Here is a 21,138-nt window from a genome sequence, read left to right on the forward strand (position 1 = left end):
AAAGAACTATGAATATTGAAAAACTAAGTCAGTGTCTAGAGCAAGAAATCGCGTGGTTCAGCCGAGTCTGCGACGCGCGTTTTGACGCGTATTTTAAAAATGATGAACAAAACACCGATCTAGAAATACTATGTCCTGCCCCTGATTTAAACGACTTCCAAGAGGCCGACAGTCCTTACGCCAATCTGGTACGTGAATTCAAAATGAACTTCGCGGAACGTATCGTGCTCATGCTCGCCTTAATGCCCCATTTACGCCCGCAGGCACTAGATTTATTCTCATTGCAAAACGCGGCATTAGCGCGCGGCTATAGTGAAATTGGTGGCTGGCGTGGCAAACAGCATAGTGGATTTTTACCGACCTGCGAAACCGCCGCCTTTATTTTGGCAGGTAGTAATTTGGTGAAACGTTTTGATATCGCACGCATTTTCAAAGACACTCATTTTTTTCACCAACAAGGCATACTCAAACTAGAACATCAAGGCAGCGGCGAACCTTTCTTTGGTGCGGCCTTATTACTGAGCAATGAATATTTACAACGCCTAAGCGATGGCGAAGTTCACAAGCCAGATTTCAGTACTCATTTTCCCGCCAAGTTAATGCAAACCCATCTGGAATGGGAGGATTTGGTGCTCAATCGCGAAGTCATGAATGAAGTGGACAATATCGTTGTATGGCTAAAGCACTCGCAAACCATACTACAAAAATGGGGTTTGGATAAAAGCTTAAAACCCGGATATCGCAGCCTATTTTATGGTCCACCTGGCACAGGTAAAACCTTAACCGCCAGCCTGATTGGTAAGGCAGTCAATGCCGATGTGTATCGCATTGACTTATCTATGGTGGTGTCAAAGTACATAGGTGAAACCGAGAAAAATCTGGCCAATGTGTTTGATCAGGCTGAGAACAAACGATGGATCTTATTTTTTGACGAGGCCGATTCTTTATTCGGTAAACGCACTCAAACCAGTAGCTCAAATGACCGGCATGCGAATCAGGAAATTTCTTATCTGTTGCAACGAGTAGAAGATTTTCCTGGTGTCGTTATTCTTGCGACCAATTTAAAAGCCAATATTGACGCCGCTTTTTCGCGTCGTTTTCAAAGTGAAGTGTATTTCGCGATGCCCGATGCACGACAACGAGAACGTCTGTGGCGCGGTCTGTTTAAACGTCAAGAGATGTTGGCTGCGGATATTAATTTTCGTCACATCGCAGAAGCTTACGAACTAACAGGAGGCGCATTATTGAATGTGGCTAGATATGCAGCGATACGCGCCCTCAGAAATAACCGAGATCTGATTAATCAAGAGGATCTGTTAGCAGGTATCAGTAAAGAATTAATGAAGGATGGGAAGACATTGTGAAACCACTATTTCAATTCTCCGCTCAAAAGCCTGTGGAGGGAACGATGTTCCGACAATTGGCTGACAGATTGTACTGGTTACATTTACCTCTTAGTCTGCGACTTGGTTTTTTACTTATTTATGTGTTTGGAATATTCGCCATACAACTGACAATGGCGAGTACAACGGCACACGCACAAATAGAAATTAAGAGTGTCACCACCACGACAAACAACACTCAAACACAGGCTACAACAAAAACCCAGAATCCAAGCGGCAAAGCGGGAACCACACAAACCGTATCTGTCGTGGGTTATAACCGCAATATTAAACAAGAACACTTTAAAGGACTTAGTAAGGCCGTTGTTCTGCAAATGCAAAAACAGATGGAACAAATTTATCGCGATTTACCGGATTGGAAACATGACTACGCGCTAAAACATGAGCCGCTCAACGACGGTATTGTTGGCCCCATTACTCTCTCGTGGCTGCAACGTTTTGGTTTTCAATTTAAGGTATACACTGAAGGCGACTATGCGCCTGCCTTAGCCCAAAACGTAGATAGAATTGCGCGCTTTGGTGATAAACATCGAACAGAATTAAGTATCTTACTTAGCCCAGAGTTCGAAGCTTGGGATCAAAATCAGGCAGATAAAACCAAGCAGGAAGACTTCCAAATTCGCCGTCAAGGCAGCGATAAAGAACTCATTGATTTGGTTAATCGCTTCCGTGGCACACGTAAATCGGCACCCAGAGCGGCACGTACCAACAATGTCGATGATAGTGCCTATTTTACGTATAGCTTAAGCCAAGCGGATCTAGATGTTCTGGGCGGCAAAGACCAAATTGTACAAGTACTAGCCACACTAAAAGATAAGGAATTTAATTCTTTGGAAGCTTTAAAAGTGGCAACCACTCAGGCATTGGGCGGACGTGATTTTTTGGTTAAACAACTGTGGCCAATAGTAGAGCGCAATGCTGCTGATTTTGACGGTTATCTAATCAATGATTTAGCTTTAGATAAGTTGAGAAAGAATGCGCAATTTCCTGCCGCAGTCGTGGATGAGCTGCGAATACAAGGCACAGTCTATTTAAAAAGCAAAGAATTATTCGAGGCATTTCTAGAAGAAAAACTCAATACCGAAGCGCTATTCCTAACTGCGGAAGAACGTCAGTTATTGGCAGACACAACCCGAGTATTCGACAATATTCATTTGACCGAACAAGCGTTGGCGACGATTAAGAACGAGCTCAAAGGCAATATCCAAAATACCGGCATTCCAGCCATCATCGTCAAATTATTGGGCGAAATCAAAGAAGTTAATTATCCAGAAGTAAGCTTATTCCGGAGCGCAGCAATTTCAAAAATCGCTATGGGAATTGGCGCCTGTAAGTTCAATTCGCCCAGTAATAATTTATACGTAAATAATCTTCGTATGGGGGAAGCCGAATTTGAGCTCTTAGAAAAAGAGCTGGAAGCGGTACAAGCGAATGGCGTTGATGGCCGCAATTTTTTAAAGAGTAGTTTAGAAGATGCTTTTGATGAAATCGCTAAACTAAGGGCAAGAATTAGCTTATGTGATGAGGCAGACGCCAATAAGGCAAAAGAACTAATACGTCAGATCTACCAAACGTATATGGCCGTAGCAATAGAAAATATCGCGAAAAAACGTATTCCTGACGAAATCTTACCAGTAAAACTACGCGGTGGTGACTGTGCCTGTGCATTGGACGACATGGCCGGCATCGTCTACGGTTTTTACCCATATTGGAATAACAAGACGACACCGCAAACCATGAATTTTCATGTGTTAAATCGTGTCGCGTATTATGGTCTGACGGTAGACAATGTCGGTGAACTTCATCTTGGCGCACGCCCCTTCGACATCCGCAATGGCAGCGCAGCCGAAAATCAATTCATACGCGTGGCTAGGCAATACAATTCCAAAGTAGATTGGATGATACAAAAGAATGACTGGAATGGCGATTGGCGCAAATATTCTAGGGAAAACAAACAAGCGGTATTCAAAAAACTGCTGACCAATATTACGACCTTATTGCGCGCGCCTTTGACCGATCCAGCTTCACGTCTCAAACCCTATGCTAGTTTTGGTATGGGCACGCAACCAACGCGCGGTGATGGCGTTACTCTTTATTTTCAAAACTATCCTCAAGATGCGGATTCTGCTCTGCTCTTCAATGAGTTCTATCTGGCGCTAAGAAAAGAACTGGCGAAAGAAAATCACTGGATCAATATCCTGGTATCGCAAGAGGTATTTACAGGTGCGAAGGAAACCAAACAAAGCGCATTTGGCTTACCCAATCTGATTAAGTTACGCAAAAAATCCAGCCACACTGGTAGCATACATAAACAAGGGGTCGTGCAATTAGACGAGATTATTTTGGTGCTGCTAGAAGAACCTAGTACCGATTCAAAAAAACGATTACGGGCAGATATTGAAGACGAGACCAGCTTACACGGATCGGAGCGCGCCGATTTTCTGCGTAGTCTATTACCGGTTCTGCATTTCGATAACCGCAACTGGCAGCAACTCGAAGATGACATCGTCTATGCTAGTGATAATTTTGGCGGGGTGGGTTTATGGGCGCCCTCTTTTGACAATCTAGCTTTGCCAATTGGTGAATTAGAGAATTCTTGTCTAGACAGTAAACATATAGCGACCTGTATCTTAAAAAATTATCGCTACCCCGAAGATGTTGAACACGTTCCCAGCGCTATAGAAAAATTTGCATGTGTAAATCGCTGGTGGTTGCAGTTGGCGCTCACCGTCATGCTCTTAGTTGCTTTGGGAATTGCCTATTTGTTCTATCAATTCTGTGAAGTAAGAGCGATAGTACAACGTAATTTCTTATGGGTAGCAGCAGCAAATATCTTACCTTCACTGGTTATCTTTACTTTGCTATTGCTGTACGATCCTTATCTGGTCGGATTATCCAAAGGCAATCTACCTTTCATTATTGCGATCGGGATTATTTTCTTTGGCGTCGTATTTGGTTATCTCTATTTGCGCTCACGTCGGGAGATGCCGCAACGCCAACATGCGATTCCTCAACGCCAAGGTTTAGGTTTCCCTATCATCGCTTGGAGTATAGAAAACGATGAACATGGTTTCCGTTGGGTCATACGTAACCGCGGCACAGGTTTTGCGATTATTAAGAAAATCGAAATCTTACTTGATGGTCAAACGGTGGCCGACGCAAAAACGGCACTCGAAGCAGTGCTAGGACCAGACCAACATTTGCAATGGAAGAGCCTGCCACTGATAGGCCAGAAAATCATGCCAGGCGAAGCAGTGATTGGTCTCTCCATCAGCGATGCACGCTCCGCGGCCGCATTTGATAAGAAACTGAAACAACACAAGCTAGAAGTAAATATTTTGTATTTCGCTGCGAACAATGATCACTGGATCAGCAATGGTCGTGAGGTAAGCGCAGTGGGAGGCATGGCTTAAGCTAGAACAGATATCTCTGACAAACCAAAAAGGGCTTTCACATCATTCAGTGAAAGCCCTTTTTATTTTCATTACTTATTACTTATTGCCTCGTACTCACTAAGGACTATGCGCTCACCAAGTTTCCTTTACGGAAATCGTCTATCGCTTTAAAAATCTCTTCTTGTGAATTCATCACAAAAGGACCGTATTGCGCGATGGTTTCACCTAGCGGTTTGCCGGCGATTAGAATAAATCGAGCCGCTTGCTTGGCTTGAATTTTTACGCCGTCAGCCGAAGGCCATTTTTTCAAAATCGCCATACGTTGCAAAGGAACTTGCTGTTCGCCGATGTTGACTTCACCACGATAGACATAAATGAAGGCATTAAAATCAGCCGCTAGTGTTTGTGAAAAATGACTGTCTGCGGGCATGGTCACGTCTAAGTAAATCGGCTCAGTGGTCGCTCTTTGCATTGCGCCGGCTATGCCATGACTGTGTCCAGCGATGACACGCACTTTGACGCCTTGCTCGGTCGTGAATTCAGGAATATCAGCGTTTTTAAAATCGCGATACCAAGCGGGGGTCATTTTGTCTTTGGCTGCCAGATTCAACCATAACTGAAAGCCTTCCATACGACCGTTTTCCTGCTCGGGCAATTCTGAATGAATCACACCACGGCCGGCGGTCATCCATTGCACACCACCATTTTCTAGCAAACCCTCATTGCCCGCGCTATCGCGATGACGCATACGGCCTTCCAACATATAGGTAATGGTCTCAAAACCGCGATGTGGATGATCAGGAAAACCAGCGATGTATTCGTCAGGATTGTCGCTGCCAAAAGCATCTAACATCAAAAAAGGGTCTAAACGGTATTGATAAGGCTGCGTCAATACCCGCGTCAATTTCACACCAGCGCCATCGGAGGTCGCTTGTCCAACCACCAATTGCTCAACGGCGCGCGAAAGATTAACCACTTCAGCAGTGACTTCTGGTGCGATGACGGAGTTCATTTGGTTTCCTTTTTTGAATTTTAACTATCAGGTCATTAGGGTGCGCCGTGCGCACCGCATTTGCCAATTTATGCTTACCAATTTAATGCTTGCTAATTTAGTGCTTACTACTTTAGATCGCCCAGATCATTCAGACTCTCATGGTGCGCACAGCGTACCCCACTTTTACTGTTTACTGAATCGATACACCTGGGCTAGCCCTCGTCTTTTAAGCAAAGGCGGCTTCGATCTGCGCCTGAGCGTCACTAATTGCACGTTGCTCACCTTCGGTACCCATTGCCAAGCCTTCAGCATAAATGAATTCCACGTCGGTCATACCGAGAAAAGCAAAAAAGTTTTTGAGGTAAGGCATTTGCGTATCGTTTGGCGTGTTGCGGTACAAACCACCACGCGTCAAGACGACGTATACTTTTTTACCTTTTAACATACCTTCTGGACCGGTCGCAGTGTAACGGAAAGTCACTTGTGCGCGGGAGATCGCATCTATCCAGTTTTTCAATTGCGAAGAAATACCAAAATTATACATAGGCGCGCCGATTACCAAGATGTCAGCCGCCTGCACTTCAGCGATCAAAGCATCATCCAAAGCTACTCGTGCTGCTTGCTCAGGGTTACGTTGATCGGCAGGCGTGAACAAAGCCTGTAAGGCGATTTCATCCAACGCTGGTTGCGGTGTTATCGCCAGATCACGCAAGTTGAAATTGGCATTAGCATGTTGCTCACGTAAGCGCGCGCTCACTTGATTGGCTAAATTGGTGGAGTGGGAACCGGCAACACGGGCGCTGGAATTGATTTGCAAGATGTTCATGGTAATGCTCCTGTAAGTTTGGGCTGTTTGGACTGTTTAGTCTGTGTGGACTGCTTGGACTACATTGTTCGGTGAAGATGTGCGTACTTTATATGTTCCAAATTAGGAGCGGAAGAGCGTAAAATGGATATGATTGTTCCATTTTTGAATCAATCAAAAACCAATTAGTATTGAGAGAACCTGACGAATGAACCTCGATCCCAATGATCTTTTGCTGTTTGCCCGTATTGTTGCGGAGGGTAGTTTTAGTCGCGCGGCAGAACGCCTGAGCATGCCCAAGTCCACTTTGTCACGTCGTATGAGCGCTTTGGAAGCACAGCTAGGCGAGCGCTTACTCTTGCGCACAACTAGAAAATTAGTGGTAACGGATTTTGGTAACGTAGTTTTGGCGCATGCTCAACAGGTTACCGCCGAGGTTGAAGCAACGCTGGCATTAACTCAACAAAGACAGGTGCAACCCAGTGGTCGCTTACGCGTTTCTATGCCTGCAGACTTTGCTAATGAAACCATGACCGCGTTAATCACGCGCTTTTTAAAGCAATATCCGGCCATCACGTTGGAGCTGGATTTGTCACCACGCCGGGTAGATATCATAGGAGAGAATTTTGATTTGGCGATACGCATGGGCAGTTTGCCCGACGATGCCTCGCTAGCGGCGCGCCAGCTCGCGATGTTTTCTGCTGCCATGTATGCAGCGCCCAGTTACTTGGAAAAACACGGAGAACCACAAGAACCAGAAGCCTTAATGGAACACCAAACTTTGCGCTTATTAGCACGCAATGCAGAACCTGCCGTTTGGCGTTTAAAAAATGGCACGCAAAGTTGGGAAGGCGTACCACCCGGTATCGCCACCGCCAATTCGCCCGAAATGTTACGTCGCCTCGCCTTAGCTGGGCTTGGTATCACTTTAATTTCTGAGCATTTTGCGCAATGCCATTTGCACGATGGCAGCTTGATCCGGGTCTTGCCTGACTGGCACTCACCTGAATTCAATGCTTGGGCAGTGTTTCCCGGACGCCGCCTCATGCCAGCCCGCACGCGAGTTTTTATTGATGCGATGGTGGAAGAGTTTGCTAATGCTAAGGACACGAAAACCTGTCGATAAATTCTTACGCAAACGAAACCAAACAAAGATGAAATCAATGCGCATCTAGCATTACGTCTAGATGCGCACTACTTAAAATCTAGGGTTCAACCGCGGTTCAAGGTCATGTAATAATCTTCAAAGGACTGGTCGTTTTCCAATCACCCCGTGTGAAATCTGGGAAGACCTGAGAATTACCCTCCTCCGCCACTGACTTTTCACTCAAAGGCCCGACCGCGGACCACAAGCATCCTTCATAGACGTTTTGATCCAAAGGCTCAGCTTTACGTAGACATTCGATAATACGGTACAACATCAAGAAATCCATACCACCGTGACCGCCCATTTTTTTCGACAATTCACCTAAACGGACGTACAAAGGATGTTCGTATTTCGCGGCGATATCTTCCCAGGCTTTGCCTTCTGCCCATTGATGATAATTGCTTGTGATGCCTTCTACCGAAATCCGATTTGGGAAGCCCGCCAAAACCCCATTCACACCCATGATCATATTGTGACGAGAATAAGGTCGTGGAGTAGTTTCATCCCATTGCACCATGATGGTTCTACCCATCGCGGTTTTAATAATGGAGGTATTTTGATCGCCACCTTTGAAATCTAACTCTTTGAATTTTGGACTGGTCAACTTAGTTGATTTTTGGGCATAGGCAGCGCGCCCTTTAGCTGGCGTAGAGAAAGAGCTAATGCGTCCGAAGGTATCTTCACCGCGTGCCAAATTCATGTATTGCGCGACCGGTCCCAAACCATGAGTTGGATACAAATTGCCGTTACGTTTTGCATATTCAAAGGTACGCCATGATCCGGTGGAATCACCATTCTCCATCTGGAAACGCAGAGCATGGATATATGAGGCTTCACCGTGCAACAAGTCACCAAGTACACCTTGACGCACCATGTTCAGATATAACAGTTCTTCACGTCCGTAATTGACATTTTCCAACATCATGCAATGACGTCCGGTCGCTTCGGAAGTATCAACAATATCCCACATGTCTTTTAAAGTAGTCGCAATTGGGACTTCGACAAAAGCATGCGCCCCTGCTTTCATCGATGCGATCGCCATAGTCGCATGAGAATCCCACGGCGTAGCGATAAACACTGCATCGGGCTTGGTTTCTGCCAACATCGTGCGCCAGCCGTTTTCATCACCAAAATACACTTTAGGTGTATGTCCAAACTTAAGTACCGCTGCCTCTGATTTCTTAGCGCGTGCTTCAACCACATCAGCGATACCAACAAATTGCACACCCTCGATAGACGCTAATTGTGCGGCATGCCCCGCGCCACGAGCACCAACCCCTATGATCGCCACTTTCACTTTATCAAGTTTAGGCGCGACAAAATCTCCCATATACTTGGCACCATTGGCACGCTTGATAGAAAATGCCTTACTGGTTTTGGTCTGTGCTTGTGCTTGCCAACTGCCTAAGCTCGCCAAGCCTGCGGTGAGACCACTGATCGTTTGTAAAAAACCGCGACGCGCTGGTGTATTTGGTGATGTCATATTCAATATCGCATTCGTAAAATTAAATCAGGACTAATGGTAAATTTGTTTTAAGCTAGCGCTGCATCTCATTGCCATCGCATTGCGTTCTCATCGCAAACTGATAAGCACTTCATCGAGATATCATGTCTCATTCAGACCGCAAACTTGAAACGACTTCAGGCGATTTAAACCTAGTCAAAGTATGCAAAATACATGCAAGGCTAGGGGCTTTTAAAGTTTGTTATGATCGACGTAAATTCTACCGAATCACGCTCAGTCGAACAGCGATTAATATTCAAGGCTACCTTTAGATTAATTTAAGGAATCTATAAACTAACCCTCCATTCACTATTCACCTACTAGAATTTGTGCCTACCATGCCCATCCTCAGCGTCGAACAAATCCAAAGCTTTTTGCTACAAGAATTTCCCCAAAATACTGTCACGATTGATTCCTTGAGCGAGCAAGGCGCTTGGCTCAGACAGAAAATAGATCAATCCCACTTGCGCCCTGGCGGCACTGTCTCAGGCCCCGTATTAATGACCGTGGCCGACATCGCCATGTATGTCGCGCTATTGGCCGAAATCGGTATTGTGCCACTGGCGGTCACCACCAATCTGACCATCAATTTTTTGCGCAAACCGTCTGCAGAGGCCGACATTTTGGCGCATTGTCATCTGCTAAAAGTGGGCAAGACGCTTGCCATCGGAGAAGTCAGTTTATATTCCGAAGGTCAAACAGACGCTGTGGCACACGTTGTGTGTACTTATGCCATTCCGCCCAAAAAATAGGCAAAACAGACAAAAAACCACGCAATTTTGCCAAGTAGCTAATTCATTAAAATAAGTTTGAGCACTGCTTTTTGACAAGCCGCTGGTGACTTCGTATGCTTTGCTTTGCTTTGCTTTGCTTTGCCCGCTCGTGTCGCCTTACAGGTTTATTCTCACTTTGTCTGACTGATCGCCCAATAATGAAATTAGTGAAACCTGTTTTTTCCGGATTGCTGCTTCTGTTCGCCTTATGCGGTGTCACACGCCCTGCTCAAGGCTACGAAACACTCAAGTTACTCTTTGAAATTCGCCACCCCTTGTCCTATCGCGACGTTGATGGGCAACTGGGCGGTATTTTAATCACCCCAGTAGCACAAGCCATGGCGAAAGCTGGGATACCCTTTATCTGGGTAGAAACTCCCTTCAAACGTCAAATTAATCAGGTAGAAAAAAATGATGAAGCTCTATGCGCCGTAGGAATGTTCAAAAATAAAGAGCGACAAAAATTCGCCAAATTCTCGGCCACGGTGCTAAGAGATATTTCGCGTCCCTCGGTTATGTTAGCGCATCGCAATTTCAAACCAGATAAATCCATGAACTTATTGGAAGCACTAAGTATCCCAGGAACTAGGATGCTCAAAAAAGATAGTGCCTCCTATGGAAGTGTGATTGACGAAGTCATAGAACGTTCGCACGTGAACATTGTTTCGACAACCGCAGAATCATTTAATATGGGAAAAATGATCGCTGCGCATCGAGCCGATTTTATCTTCGTTTCGGAAGAAGAAGCCTTGACTATGATAAAAACCATACCTGATGGCGATAAGCTACATATCTTTAAACCGCAAAATATGCCGCAAGGTCCAGAAAGATACTTGATGTGCAGCCAATCAGTTCCAGACGAACTAATACAAAAATTCAATCAAGCTATTACCAAATAAATTAGATATTCACGGCTGCAAATAATATTCAATTAAGTAGCAAAATACTGAGAGCGCTAGTTTCATTTTTGCGCCCTCAACATCTCCGCAGCATCTCTAGACTTCGCAAGCCTGTGCTTCATGTAATCACAAAGCCTACATTTCAGAAAACACAGTAAGTCACTGAAGCAGTGTAAACTATAGTCATTCGACCGAGAATTATCATACAACTCGGTTCAACAAGGACTTACTATGAAATTTGAACATTTAGTTGAAATCAATGATTTTAACAACCCTCTCATCGCTGAAATCAGCCGTGAACAGCTATGGACTGGCTTAGTAATGCGGGCAGAGATGCCGCAATTGTTTATGCCATATATTGACGAATGCCATATCACCGAACGCGCCGAACTCGGCATGCAACGCCGCCTAAGATATGGCGAACTAATCGTTATTGACCATGTTACATTAGTACACATGCAGCACGTCCATTATCAAGTGCCCGCACAAAACGAGATCACAGAGTCGTCACTAAAAATGAGTATTGAAGAGCCTTCTCCTGGTAGTCTATTTGTGCGTTTTGAGTATGACGATGGCCAAAATGAGGAACAAGATACTGCTAATGAAATGCTGAACGAATATCGAAACTCAGCCTATCATCAGGCCGATATTGATACGGTCAGCATGATTCGTGAATTAGCTGAGGCTGGTCGCTTAGATGCATTGCCTTCTTAATTAACGCAAATTAATGCAAATGAATGAAAATTGATGCAGCTTACCGCAGATGAACTGCCTATTTTCTACGCCGTATTTTTGATTGAAGTTCTCACTGGAAGCAAACCACTATGTCCACTCCTGCCCCTATCCCTTTCCTCGCAAAAAAACTCAAGCGCAAACAATTTGCCAGCACGGGTGATGCGCATATCCAAGGTGACTTACAAATTACCAATCAAGTTATCGTCGGTGGTGATCTTCTGGTTGATGGCAATCTGGAAGCGGAAGAAGTCTTCTGCCTCGGCAAATTAACCGTAACGGGCGACATTCGTGTGCAATCATTGTACGTCGGTCAGGCGCTCGATTGTGCAGGCGATATCGAAGTTGAGTTCATGCTCAAAACTGGCTGTAATGCTGAATGGATGGCACGCCTATTAGAATTGGATCAAGCGAAACCGGCCAAAGATGGTAGCGACTACATGGATAAACTGGTACATCCAGCCATCCTAAAACGTGATGCACATCATGAGACTTTTGGTGGCTATGGCGACATCCAAGTGCTTGGCTATCTGTCTTGTGACGTACTCGACTGCCACGGCAATTTGCAACTCGACGATGTCTTAGATGTCGGCGAAGTGCAATATGTCGGTGGTCATTTGAGTGCGATCGCAATTGCGGCTGATGGCGATGTCAATGTCAAAGGTGAAGTGTTCAGCGAAACCGACATCGCCATCAACGGTGGGCTATTTGCAGGTGATGTAATTTGCCAAGGTAATTTAAGTGTCGATTCTTTGCACAGTCACGGCGACATCAGCGCCTGGGGCACGATACGCGCCACGGGTCAAATTACCAGCTTAAATGGTGAAATCCACAGCGGTCGCTGGATTGCGACCAAAGGTACGATCTACGCAGCCAAATACATCAAAGCGGGTGAAGCCGTGGTCGCCGAAAAGGGTATCACTTGCGGTGCTGATTATGGCATCTTGGCAGCCACAACTTTGAAGCGTTCCTTATGGGAAGTGCGCGGCTATGTATCGGCACCAAGTAAACCTAAACTCTTATTGTCTGGCAAATTTGTTGAAAATAAAAAACTCAAACACATCGACGCTTTAGAAAAAAAACGTGATTGGGAACTCGATTGGGAAGTACCACGTCGCTTGCAACGCGATATGATTAACTGAGAATCAACTAAGAATCAACTAAAGATCAACTGAGAACCAAAATGCGAAAGGCATCGCGTGCAAGCGCGGTGCCTTTTTAGCTTAAGTTGTTTGTCTTAAATTGCTCACGGCACCAAGCACTAAAAACCACTACTCAGCGTCAAAAATATTTGTCGTGGCGCGATAGGAAAACTATTGTAAGTTCCGCTCGCGGCGCCGACCACTAGCGTAGAGACACCACGCCGATTTGCTAGATTGCTGACTTGCAAACCTAGATGATTCACGCCGCCATTCCAGTCCAATGGCAAGCGATATCGGATGCCGAGATTCATCAGAAAATAAGCAGGAATACTGAGATCATTGGTGTAAGTCGCGTAACGCTTGCCGACATAATCAGCCGTGACATTCCATTCAAATTCATTCCAGCTGGCTTTCAACATCGTTTTATTCAACCAGCTTGGACTAGCAGGCACTTGCTTGCCCGCCGTAGAAACGCGACTACCACCATTGAAATAATCGTCTTGATAAATTGAACGGTTATAGGAAAAGGCATTAAACAAGGTATAGCGAGATCCGAATTGCAATGTCGTCGCAAGATCTATGCCCTGTGTTTTGACACCACCTACATTAGCCAAGATAGGATTGCCATTGACGATAGAGGAAATCACAGGCGTAGGGCTAATTTGTAGAAGGCGATTATGAAAATTCACTTGATACAAACTCACTTGTGCCTCGACTGCCGACAAGCCTGAGATAGGCGTCGTGTCTGCCGAGAATTGACGACGACTTCGAAGGCCTAATTCAAAATTAGTTGCCGTTTCTGGCTCAGCCGTACGTTTAAACAAATCAAATGCACTTTGATTATTTAAACTCCAAGGCGATGCGCCCACCGCACCATAGGTAATAAACTGTCGTAAATTTTTCTGCAAATTGACATAGAGTTGATTGTTAGGCGACGTACGCCAAAGCAGGCCTAGCTGCGGCAAGAACCATTTTTTCGTGGTGATGTTTCCCTCAGGTAGCGCAGTTGAGCCACCATTGATCGCACCGATTTTAGGCTGCACAGGAAATCCACCGTCGGCAAATTGCAAACTAGATTTAAATCCAGCTTGCAGACTCACATCAGGTCGTAATTGCCATTCATCTTGCACATGCAACTGCACGACTTGATTATCAATTTCGCTGCCATATTGCGTGATCAACGGGTTTTGCGGAGTCTGATACGGCGTCAAAGGCTGAGTCCTATCAAGTGCGTACCAACGACGATAAGCACTAGAGCGATTGCGCTCTAGCCAGAGCCCCGTTTGCCATTGATGCGCTTCACTTTTTCCCTGCCAACTCGACATAAAACCAATACGATTAATCTTATATTCGGTAGTCCTGATGGCATAGCCAGAGCCACCGAAAGTTTGTTTCAAATCTTGGGTAGGAAAATACACTTTAAACAGCGCCGGCAATCCGGCAACGCCGATAGGACCGGCAACTGCGCCCAAACCATCGTCGTGATGGGCATATAGTTGATTCAGCCAATGATTATTCGAACCGATCTGCTGCTCTAATTTAAGATAGGCCAAGTGATCACGCCGCTGAGCGACACCAAAGTAGTTACGGTAATTGGCACCGTCACGTCTTGGAGGCTCTCCTTGGGGAGTCAAATAAGCTTGAGCAAAGGCAAAATTAGGATAGGTCGTAGGACGTGTGTACGGCACAAATGATTCCCTAGCGCCTTGCACCACACTGTCCTCATTCGGCTCGGTCTTATCTGAAAAATTATAGTAGCCCGTTAGCTTACTGCCGGCCCAGTGTTTGACCCACTTTGCATTAAATTGCTCGCCACCCTGCACCGCGTCAAAATCCCAAGCGCGTGCCCGTTGCCTAACCGCAGACAGATAAAAAGATTGCGATGCTTCGCCAACCGCATCCACCGCATATTCACCGCTGTCATAGCGCACATAACTGCGACTGGCACCGTAGCTACCGAATGTTTGTGCTAGAGCCCAATTGGATTTGGCGCGTGGATCGCTGGAAAAACTTTCTATAGTTCCTCCCAAATTACTGGTCGATGCGGTAGCCAAATCACCCGCACCTGAATTCATCAATACAGTACGCAGATTTTCGCTGATCACCGCACGCTGGGGAGAGAGGCCATTGTAATTACCATACTGCTGATCACCGAGTGGCACGCCATCTAAGGTATAACCCAATTGCTGCGCACTAAATCCATGTATGAACAAAGAGAAGTTTTGCTCATTATTACCCCAAGGATCAGCCGACTGAAATGTCACACCAGCCAGTTGATGCAAACCCTTTAAAGGATTCATACCGGGCAATAAACTTTGCAGCGTGGCGGCAGGTAAGCTAAGCGTAGATCTACTCTTTTCCGTTTGAATAAGTACCGATGGTAGTTGTTCAGGCTTGGCATTCTGCTCGTTTGACCTTGAAGCTGGATCTGCGCTGGTTTGTTGCGGCTCAGATTGTGCGAATGCGGCCTTACTTGCTACTAGACTTGATACTAAACTTAAGACCAAAGCCAGACTGCATAGGCATGCATTTTTCAGTAGTTTTTGTTCAGGCTGCAAGACTAAAGCAGACATAAGATCTTTAATTGAGCTTGGGTCGGAACCACAAGGCGGCATCATTTAGTGGCGTTTCTTTTGGTAATAAATGATTTTTCATATGGATAACACGGCGTTTTTTAAAATTCACCGCCTCTATCGCTTTCCCATTGTATTTCCAAAAGATCGCATCAAAAGAACCATCCTTGATCATTTTACGCAAACCCAACTCCAAACGTTTTTGTAACTGGGGATTCGATTTAGAAACAAAAAAATAATAAGGCCAAGGATAATGTATCAGTAAATTTTCATCGATGACCAGATCAGGATTTTGCGCTGACTCTTTGTTCAATTCAGTAAAAATTTCATTGATACCACGCGGAAAAAAATCAAAACGTTTGTAGCTCAACATACGAAATAAATTGCTATATTTTGCCTCGACTACGGCAATTCCATTTGCCTCATAGAGCTTCACATCATCCCAACCAACGCCTTGCCCCACGCTAAATTTCTTAAGATCCGCCAGATTTTTCACGTCTTTTAGCAAAGCTTGTTGGTCTTTATGTACCAGCAACAAACGGTAGCCTAATAAGCCTTTGCGCAAAGGAATCCGAATCGGCAAGTAGTTACGTTCTTTGTCTTCCGTGGTCGAACTCCAAACCACATTCAGGTCACTATCATTGGCCAAGTTATTTAAGTAGCGTAATCCATTGGTATGTTGGCTAGATGCACGTAACTCAAATGGTCCGAATTCAGCGACCGTTTTTTCTAAAGCCAAGCGCAAAATTTCCTTCACATCATTAAAGCGCGGATCACCTTTTTCTTCATCTGCCGGATGAACTACGCGCGTCACGGCAGCCGATTCAGCTGATTTTGGCCAAGCCGATACACACATACAAGACAACAGCATGCAAATACCAGTAAGAATTTTTATAGGATGAAATAGGGACATTCAATTTCTAGAAAACTTGGGTCTTGCCGTATTTTTCGGTTTTAATTTTAAGAGGACAAGTATTGGAATATATTCCAACAGTGCAAGATTAAATGTAGCACACCTACCTGACATTACTGCCTATTTACTCATGTGCTTCAACAAGCATACTGATACATTGAAAGCTAATGAAAAAGATAAAATCGTCTAAATTAATGCCAATCTCACATAAACCAAATCAAATACACGCTTACTTCGCATTACGCACATTCTTATAAATACTGAGTCAAACCTTGTTTCAGCTAAGCAAACGAAGATTCTGCACACAATCTATGCCAGCCAAACAACACGCCTAGCCGTTCAGGCATTCAATAATAATAGCCCGTGTATATGACGTCGATATGAAGCAAATCAAATTCAACACGAATGATTTAGCTTAGGGTCTGTTAACATTTAAATCGGGAGTGCGAATGTGGAAAAATGGGCACAGGGCTAGGCGTCAAGGCGCGCCGCAGTGAATTTTAGACTGCTGCACTGTAAGCGTCTTGCAACAACGCCGTGTGCTCACGAGTTTATCCAATTCGCCCATTCCCGAAGGGTTCAAGCCAAAACGCGCGATGGACAGCGTTGTAGCTCTTGCCGAGGCATCAGCCTCGGCGGCGAACTACGCCTTGCCATCCCACCTTTTGGCTTGAACGTACCTCCCGATTTAAATGTTAACAGACCCTAGTGTTGTTAACGACCACACTATTGGTGCGATATACTCGCGCTCTTACGCGCAATTGAGCGCCACGAAGGAGATCAAATTGTTTAAAAGACTAGCAATACCTGCCGCGCTGCTCATGATGAGTGCCTACGCACAAGCAGATGAAGGCCAATGGCAACCATACCAGTTGCCACAATTAAAGGCAGAACTCAAAAAAGTGGGCATCACTATTCCCGCCGAAAAATTAGCCGATTTATCCAAACATCCTATGAGCGCCATCGTCTCAACCGGTGGCTGTTCGGCCTCTTTTGTGTCGCCAGAAGGCTTGATCGTCACCAATCATCATTGTGCTTACGATGCGATACAACGCAATTCCAGTGCCAAGAAAAACTACATCACGGATGGCTTTTTAGCTAAAACCCGCGCCGAAGAATTACCAGCAGGTGCCAGCACACGTGTCTACATCACTGACAAAGTGGAAAACGTCACGAAAGAGGTAACAGCAGGCTTGAACGACAAAATGTCAGGTCGTGAACGTCGTGATTTGATACAAAGTCGCATCAAAAAAATTATCGCTGATTGTGAACAAGACAAGGCCTATCGTTGTTCCGTGCCTAGCTTTCATCGTGGCCTCGAATACTATCGCATACGCCAAATGATGATACGCGATGTACGTTTGGTCTACGCCCCAGCCGACATGATCGGTAATTACGGTGGCGACATCGATAATTTTGAATGGCCACGTCACACTGGGGACTTCTCTTTCTTGCGTGCTTATGTCGGCAAAGATGGTCGTCCAGCGGATCCATCGCCAGAGAATGTGCCGTACAAATCTAAAGATTTTTTGGTGGTTTCCGCTGAAGGTTTAAAAAATGGTGATCCGATTTTGTTAGCTGGTTATCCAGGTCGCACTAGTCGTTATAAATTGCCGTCAGAAATTCGCTTTGCGCGCGACACCGATTACCCATTGCGTGCAGCCGAAATGTTGGCAGATATCGCCACCATCGAAGCCGCCACTAAAGGTAATGCGGACGATGAAGTGCGTTACGCTAGCGTGGTTAAAGGTATCAATAATCGTTTAAAGAAAACCCAAGGTTTGATCGATGGTTTTGCGCGCAAAGACATCGCTGCGATTAAAGATGCACAAGATGCAGAGTTTCGTAATTGGTTAATCGGTTCGAGCAAAAATTCAGCAGAATCTAAAGCCTTATTGGCGAAACTCGATGCCGTGATCGCCGAAGATATGGCCTTGTCACAGGAGGAACTTGCATATGCAGTCGCCACCAATAGTGACTTATTCTCTAGCGCACGCAGTCTGTATCGTCTCGCGTTGGAAAAAGAGAAACCAAACGCGCAGCGTGAAAGCGGTTTTCAAGAACGTGACCTTGCCTTTATCAAAGGCCGCTTGACTCGCTTGGAACAATCCTTTTTGACTAAGGTAGATCGTGCTCGCTTGACGGCTGGTTTAACGCGTTATGCGAAGTTGGCGGTCCATCCTGCAGGTTTGGATGTCTTGTTACCGACAGCAGAAGCTGCCGCAGCCTTGTACGACAAAACACAATTGACGGACACTGCGAAACGCTTGGCGTGGATGGAGAAAGATAAAGCCGCTTTCATGCAGTCAGACGATGCTTTTATTCAGCTCGCGGTGAAATTGCATGATGTGGGGATGTCCTTAGAAAACCGTCGTAAAGAAGTCGACGGCAATCTCGATTTCATTATTCCGCAATACATGCAAGCCGTGATCAACTGGAAGAAATCCCAAGGCAAGCCCGTTTATCCAGATGCGAATTCCACTTTACGCGTGACTTTCGGTAATGTCGGTTCTTATTCTCCACGTGACGGCGTGACCAAAGGTCCATTCACCACGGTCGAAGGCATCGTTGAAAAACACACAGGCAAAGATCCTTTCATCGCCCCAGCGCCATTACTGCAAGCGATTAAAGAAAAACGCTTTGGTGTTTTCAAAGACAAAGTCTTGGGTACTGTGCCAGTCGATTTCTTATCTAGTGCGGATACCACCGGCGGCAATTCAGGTTCTGCCGTGATGAATAAACGCGGTGAATTAGTTGGTTTGAATTTTGATTCCACCTACGAATCCATTACCAAAGATTGGTACTTCGATCCTGCCATTACCAAAGCGATTCACGTCGATATTCGTTACATGCTGTGGATCATGAAAGAAGTCGATCATGCGGATAATGTGTTGAAAGAAATGACAATTAAGTATCCGAAGTAATCACATTTTGTATTGAAATAGAATAGCGGTCAGCGTAGCCACTGACCGCTATTTTTTTGTACGTAACTTTTTTTGTTTGGAATTAGTCATCGTCAAAGGTGTCGCCTGACTGATTGCCAATACCGCCGGATGCGTGATCTTGCGCTGCACTGAGATTGCAAAAAACTGTTCAGTAATATCTTCCGTGCTACCAACTAGTTCCAAATCATATTGGCGCATCACCATATCGGCAATCGCACTGGGCTTGGCAAAAAAGCCGACGCCGGCTTCACCAAATGCACTCATCAGTGCGCTATCGTCAAACTCACCTGCGATACGTGGACGCACGCCTTGCAATTCAAACCAATGCAATATGCGCGAACGTAGCGCTGAATCTTCGCCGGGCAAAAGCACGGGCGCACCATCTAGGCATGCAGGAAAACTTTGAGGATAAGCGGCGCGCAATGCTTTGGTGGCGAAGAAGCTTAAACCACACTCACCCAAAGGATGATTAAAGCCACGTACTTTGGCACTCGGCGGCATAGGCGTATCGGTAATCACAATATCGAGTTTATGACGCGCTAATTCCGCCAGCAGATCATCGAGCTTACCTTCGCGACAGTGGATTTTTAGGGTTTGTGGCAAGCTCAGCGCGGGCGCTAATAATTTGTAAGCGACCGCTTTCGCTACCGCATCCGAAACCCCAACGCGTAATTGCACAGTGCGCTCAGTAGGATGATGTTGCAGCAATTGCTCCAACTCCTGACCAAGTGAAAAAATTTCTTCAGCATAAGCCAAGACCAAGCGCCCTGCTTCTGTCAGCTCTAAGTTTCGACCGGATTTTTCAAACAAGGCTTCGCCCTGAATATCCTCAAACAGGCTTAATTGCCCACTGATGGTTTGTGGTGTCACGTGCAATTGCTCACTAGCGCGCGCGATACTGCCAGCCTTGGCTACCACCCAAAAATAATGCAAATGCTTGTAATTGATGCTCGCCATCGAATAGTCCTTATTGTTATAAAAAACCGGTGAATTTTGCGTCCGCTAAGTGTGCGAGAACGATCCGCTCTCGGAAGAGGGGAAATCAATCCACTATCAATTACTTCTAATAACTCTATAAACATCGCTTTTTTCGATGAATAAATCAATTATATTCGACTTTTCTTTCTGCATCGTCTGGCCTACACTGCGGCTACCCAAATTGGGGCTGGATGTAAAACAATATTTCAGGATTTAGGAGAGAACCATGAGTATCTTAGACCGCAGCACTCTGCGCGATGCGCAGACCGTCAATTATGTGGATAGCAATGCGATCAGCGGACACAAAGTTTTGCGCAACACGTATATGTTGTTGGCTATGACCTTGTTGTTCTCCGCTTTATCCGCTGGCGTCAGCGTTGCCTTCGCCTTACCGAGTATGGGAATTATTGTGACCTTAGTCGGCTACTTTGGTTTATTGTTTTTAACTACCAAATTACGCAATAGTGCTTGGGGTATCGCATCAGTATTTGCCTTAACCGGCTTCATGGGTCTCACCCTTGGCCCTATTATCGGTCGCTATTTAGGCTTGCCGGGTGGTGGCGCTATCGTGATGGGCGCAATGGGTTTGACCGCCGTGATCTTTATGGGCTTGTCTGCTTATGTCTTAGTGAGCAAGCGTGATTTTAGTTTTATGGGTGGCTTTTTAGCGGTCGGCATATTAGTCGCTTTTGTGGCAGGTTTGGGCGCATTATTTTTTGAAGTTCCAGCGCTTTCCATCGCCGTATCAGCCGCTTTTGTTTTACTGATGTCGGGTATGATTTTGTTTGAAACTAGCAACATCATCAATGGCGGGGAAACCAACTACGTCATGGCAACCGTTAGTCTGTACATTACGATTTTCAATTTGTTCACGAGCTTATTGCAAATCTTAGGTTTTATCGAAAAAGAGTAAAGCCATCACGCGGCGGCGTATT

15 protein-coding genes are annotated in these 21,138 nt (G+C 45.5%); 9 read left to right on the top strand and 6 right to left on the bottom strand.

The features are described from left to right. The first annotated feature begins 8 nt into the window (after positions 1 to 8). The gene (locus ACFFJH_RS16115) at positions 9 to 1,364 is read left to right on the top strand and encodes an ATP-binding protein (protein WP_390213966.1); all 1,356 of its coding nucleotides are present in this window, start codon (positions 9 to 11) and stop codon (positions 1,362 to 1,364) included. Next, positions 1,361 to 4,816: a hypothetical protein gene (locus ACFFJH_RS16120; protein ID WP_390213967.1), complete on the top strand. Its 3,456-nt coding sequence runs from the start codon at positions 1,361 to 1,363 to the stop codon at positions 4,814 to 4,816. The genes ACFFJH_RS16115 and ACFFJH_RS16120 overlap by 4 nt, the downstream gene beginning before the upstream one ends. A 106-nt stretch (positions 4,817 to 4,922) precedes the next feature. On the opposite strand, the gene ACFFJH_RS16125 is transcribed toward ACFFJH_RS16120, so the two are convergent. Together ACFFJH_RS16125 and ACFFJH_RS16130 are read right to left on the bottom strand one after the other, a co-directional pair. Further along, positions 4,923 to 5,810 carry a pirin family protein gene (locus tag ACFFJH_RS16125; protein ID WP_390213968.1) on the bottom strand — a complete coding sequence of 296 codons (888 nt, stop codon included), beginning with the start codon at positions 5,808 to 5,810 and terminating at the stop codon, positions 4,923 to 4,925. 208 nt (positions 5,811 to 6,018) lie between these two features. Then, positions 6,019 to 6,618 carry an FMN-dependent NADH-azoreductase gene (locus ACFFJH_RS16130; protein ID WP_390213969.1) on the bottom strand — a complete coding sequence of 200 codons (600 nt, stop codon included), beginning with the start codon at positions 6,616 to 6,618 and terminating at the stop codon, positions 6,019 to 6,021. Between the two features lie 187 nt (positions 6,619 to 6,805). Here ACFFJH_RS16130 and ACFFJH_RS16135 point away from each other — a divergent pair, with 187 nt between their 5' ends. After that, positions 6,806 to 7,723: a LysR family transcriptional regulator gene (locus tag ACFFJH_RS16135; RefSeq protein WP_390213970.1), complete on the top strand. Its 918-nt coding sequence runs from the start codon at positions 6,806 to 6,808 to the stop codon at positions 7,721 to 7,723. 103 nt (positions 7,724 to 7,826) lie between these two features. Here the strand turns inward: ACFFJH_RS16135 and ACFFJH_RS16140 are convergent, their stop codons facing one another. Then, on the bottom strand, positions 7,827 to 9,227 hold the full coding sequence (locus ACFFJH_RS16140; protein ID WP_390213971.1) for a Gfo/Idh/MocA family protein: 1,401 nt from the start codon (positions 9,225 to 9,227) through the stop codon (positions 7,827 to 7,829). A gap of 359 nt (positions 9,228 to 9,586) precedes the next feature. Here ACFFJH_RS16140 and ACFFJH_RS16145 point away from each other — a divergent pair, with 359 nt between their 5' ends. The 4 genes from ACFFJH_RS16145 (at position 9,587) to ACFFJH_RS16160 (ending at position 12,794) form a co-directional block, all read left to right on the top strand. Continuing rightward, entirely contained in the window at positions 9,587 to 10,000 is a 414-nt protein-coding gene (locus ACFFJH_RS16145; RefSeq protein ID WP_390213972.1) for a PaaI family thioesterase, read from the top strand. A 179-nt stretch (positions 10,001 to 10,179) separates the two neighbouring features. Next, positions 10,180 to 10,920: a substrate-binding periplasmic protein gene (locus tag ACFFJH_RS16150; protein WP_390213973.1), complete on the top strand. Its 741-nt coding sequence runs from the start codon at positions 10,180 to 10,182 to the stop codon at positions 10,918 to 10,920. A 231-nt stretch (positions 10,921 to 11,151) separates the two neighbouring features. Then, positions 11,152 to 11,634 carry an AtaL-like protein gene (locus ACFFJH_RS16155; RefSeq protein WP_390213974.1) on the top strand — a complete coding sequence of 161 codons (483 nt, stop codon included), beginning with the start codon at positions 11,152 to 11,154 and terminating at the stop codon, positions 11,632 to 11,634. Between the two features lie 110 nt (positions 11,635 to 11,744). Then, the gene (locus ACFFJH_RS16160) at positions 11,745 to 12,794 is read left to right on the top strand and encodes a hypothetical protein (protein ID WP_390213975.1); all 1,050 of its coding nucleotides are present in this window, start codon (positions 11,745 to 11,747) and stop codon (positions 12,792 to 12,794) included. Between the two features lie 119 nt (positions 12,795 to 12,913). On the opposite strand, the gene ACFFJH_RS16165 is transcribed toward ACFFJH_RS16160, so the two are convergent. Both ACFFJH_RS16165 and ACFFJH_RS16170 read right to left on the bottom strand, forming a co-directional pair. Beyond that, positions 12,914 to 15,367 (bottom strand): TonB-dependent receptor, encoded by a 2,454-nt coding sequence (locus ACFFJH_RS16165; protein WP_390213976.1) that lies wholly within the window; start codon positions 15,365 to 15,367, stop codon positions 12,914 to 12,916. A gap of 7 nt (positions 15,368 to 15,374) precedes the next feature. Then, a complete protein-coding gene (locus ACFFJH_RS16170) occupies positions 15,375 to 16,280 on the bottom strand; it encodes a substrate-binding periplasmic protein (RefSeq protein WP_390213977.1) in 906 nt (301 codons plus the stop codon). Positions 16,281 to 17,065: 785 nt separating this feature from the next. On the opposite strand from ACFFJH_RS16170, the gene ACFFJH_RS16175 reads away from it, so the two are divergent. Next, entirely contained in the window at positions 17,066 to 19,204 is a 2,139-nt protein-coding gene (locus ACFFJH_RS16175; RefSeq protein WP_390213978.1) for a S46 family peptidase, read from the top strand. 48 nt (positions 19,205 to 19,252) lie between these two features. Here ACFFJH_RS16175 and nhaR read toward each other — a convergent pair whose 3' ends face one another. Beyond that, positions 19,253 to 20,182 (bottom strand): transcriptional activator NhaR, encoded by a 930-nt coding sequence (nhaR, locus tag ACFFJH_RS16180; protein WP_390213979.1) that lies wholly within the window; start codon positions 20,180 to 20,182, stop codon positions 19,253 to 19,255. A gap of 247 nt (positions 20,183 to 20,429) precedes the next feature. Between nhaR and ACFFJH_RS16185 the strand changes: the two genes are divergently transcribed. Next, positions 20,430 to 21,116: a Bax inhibitor-1/YccA family protein gene (locus ACFFJH_RS16185; RefSeq protein WP_390213980.1), complete on the top strand. Its 687-nt coding sequence runs from the start codon at positions 20,430 to 20,432 to the stop codon at positions 21,114 to 21,116. Positions 21,117 to 21,138 lie beyond the last annotated feature (22 nt).

The sequence above is a fragment of the Affinundibacterium danionis genome (genome assembly GCF_042432465.1).
Lineage (GTDB): Bacteria > Pseudomonadota > Gammaproteobacteria > Burkholderiales > Burkholderiaceae_D > Undibacterium > Undibacterium danionis.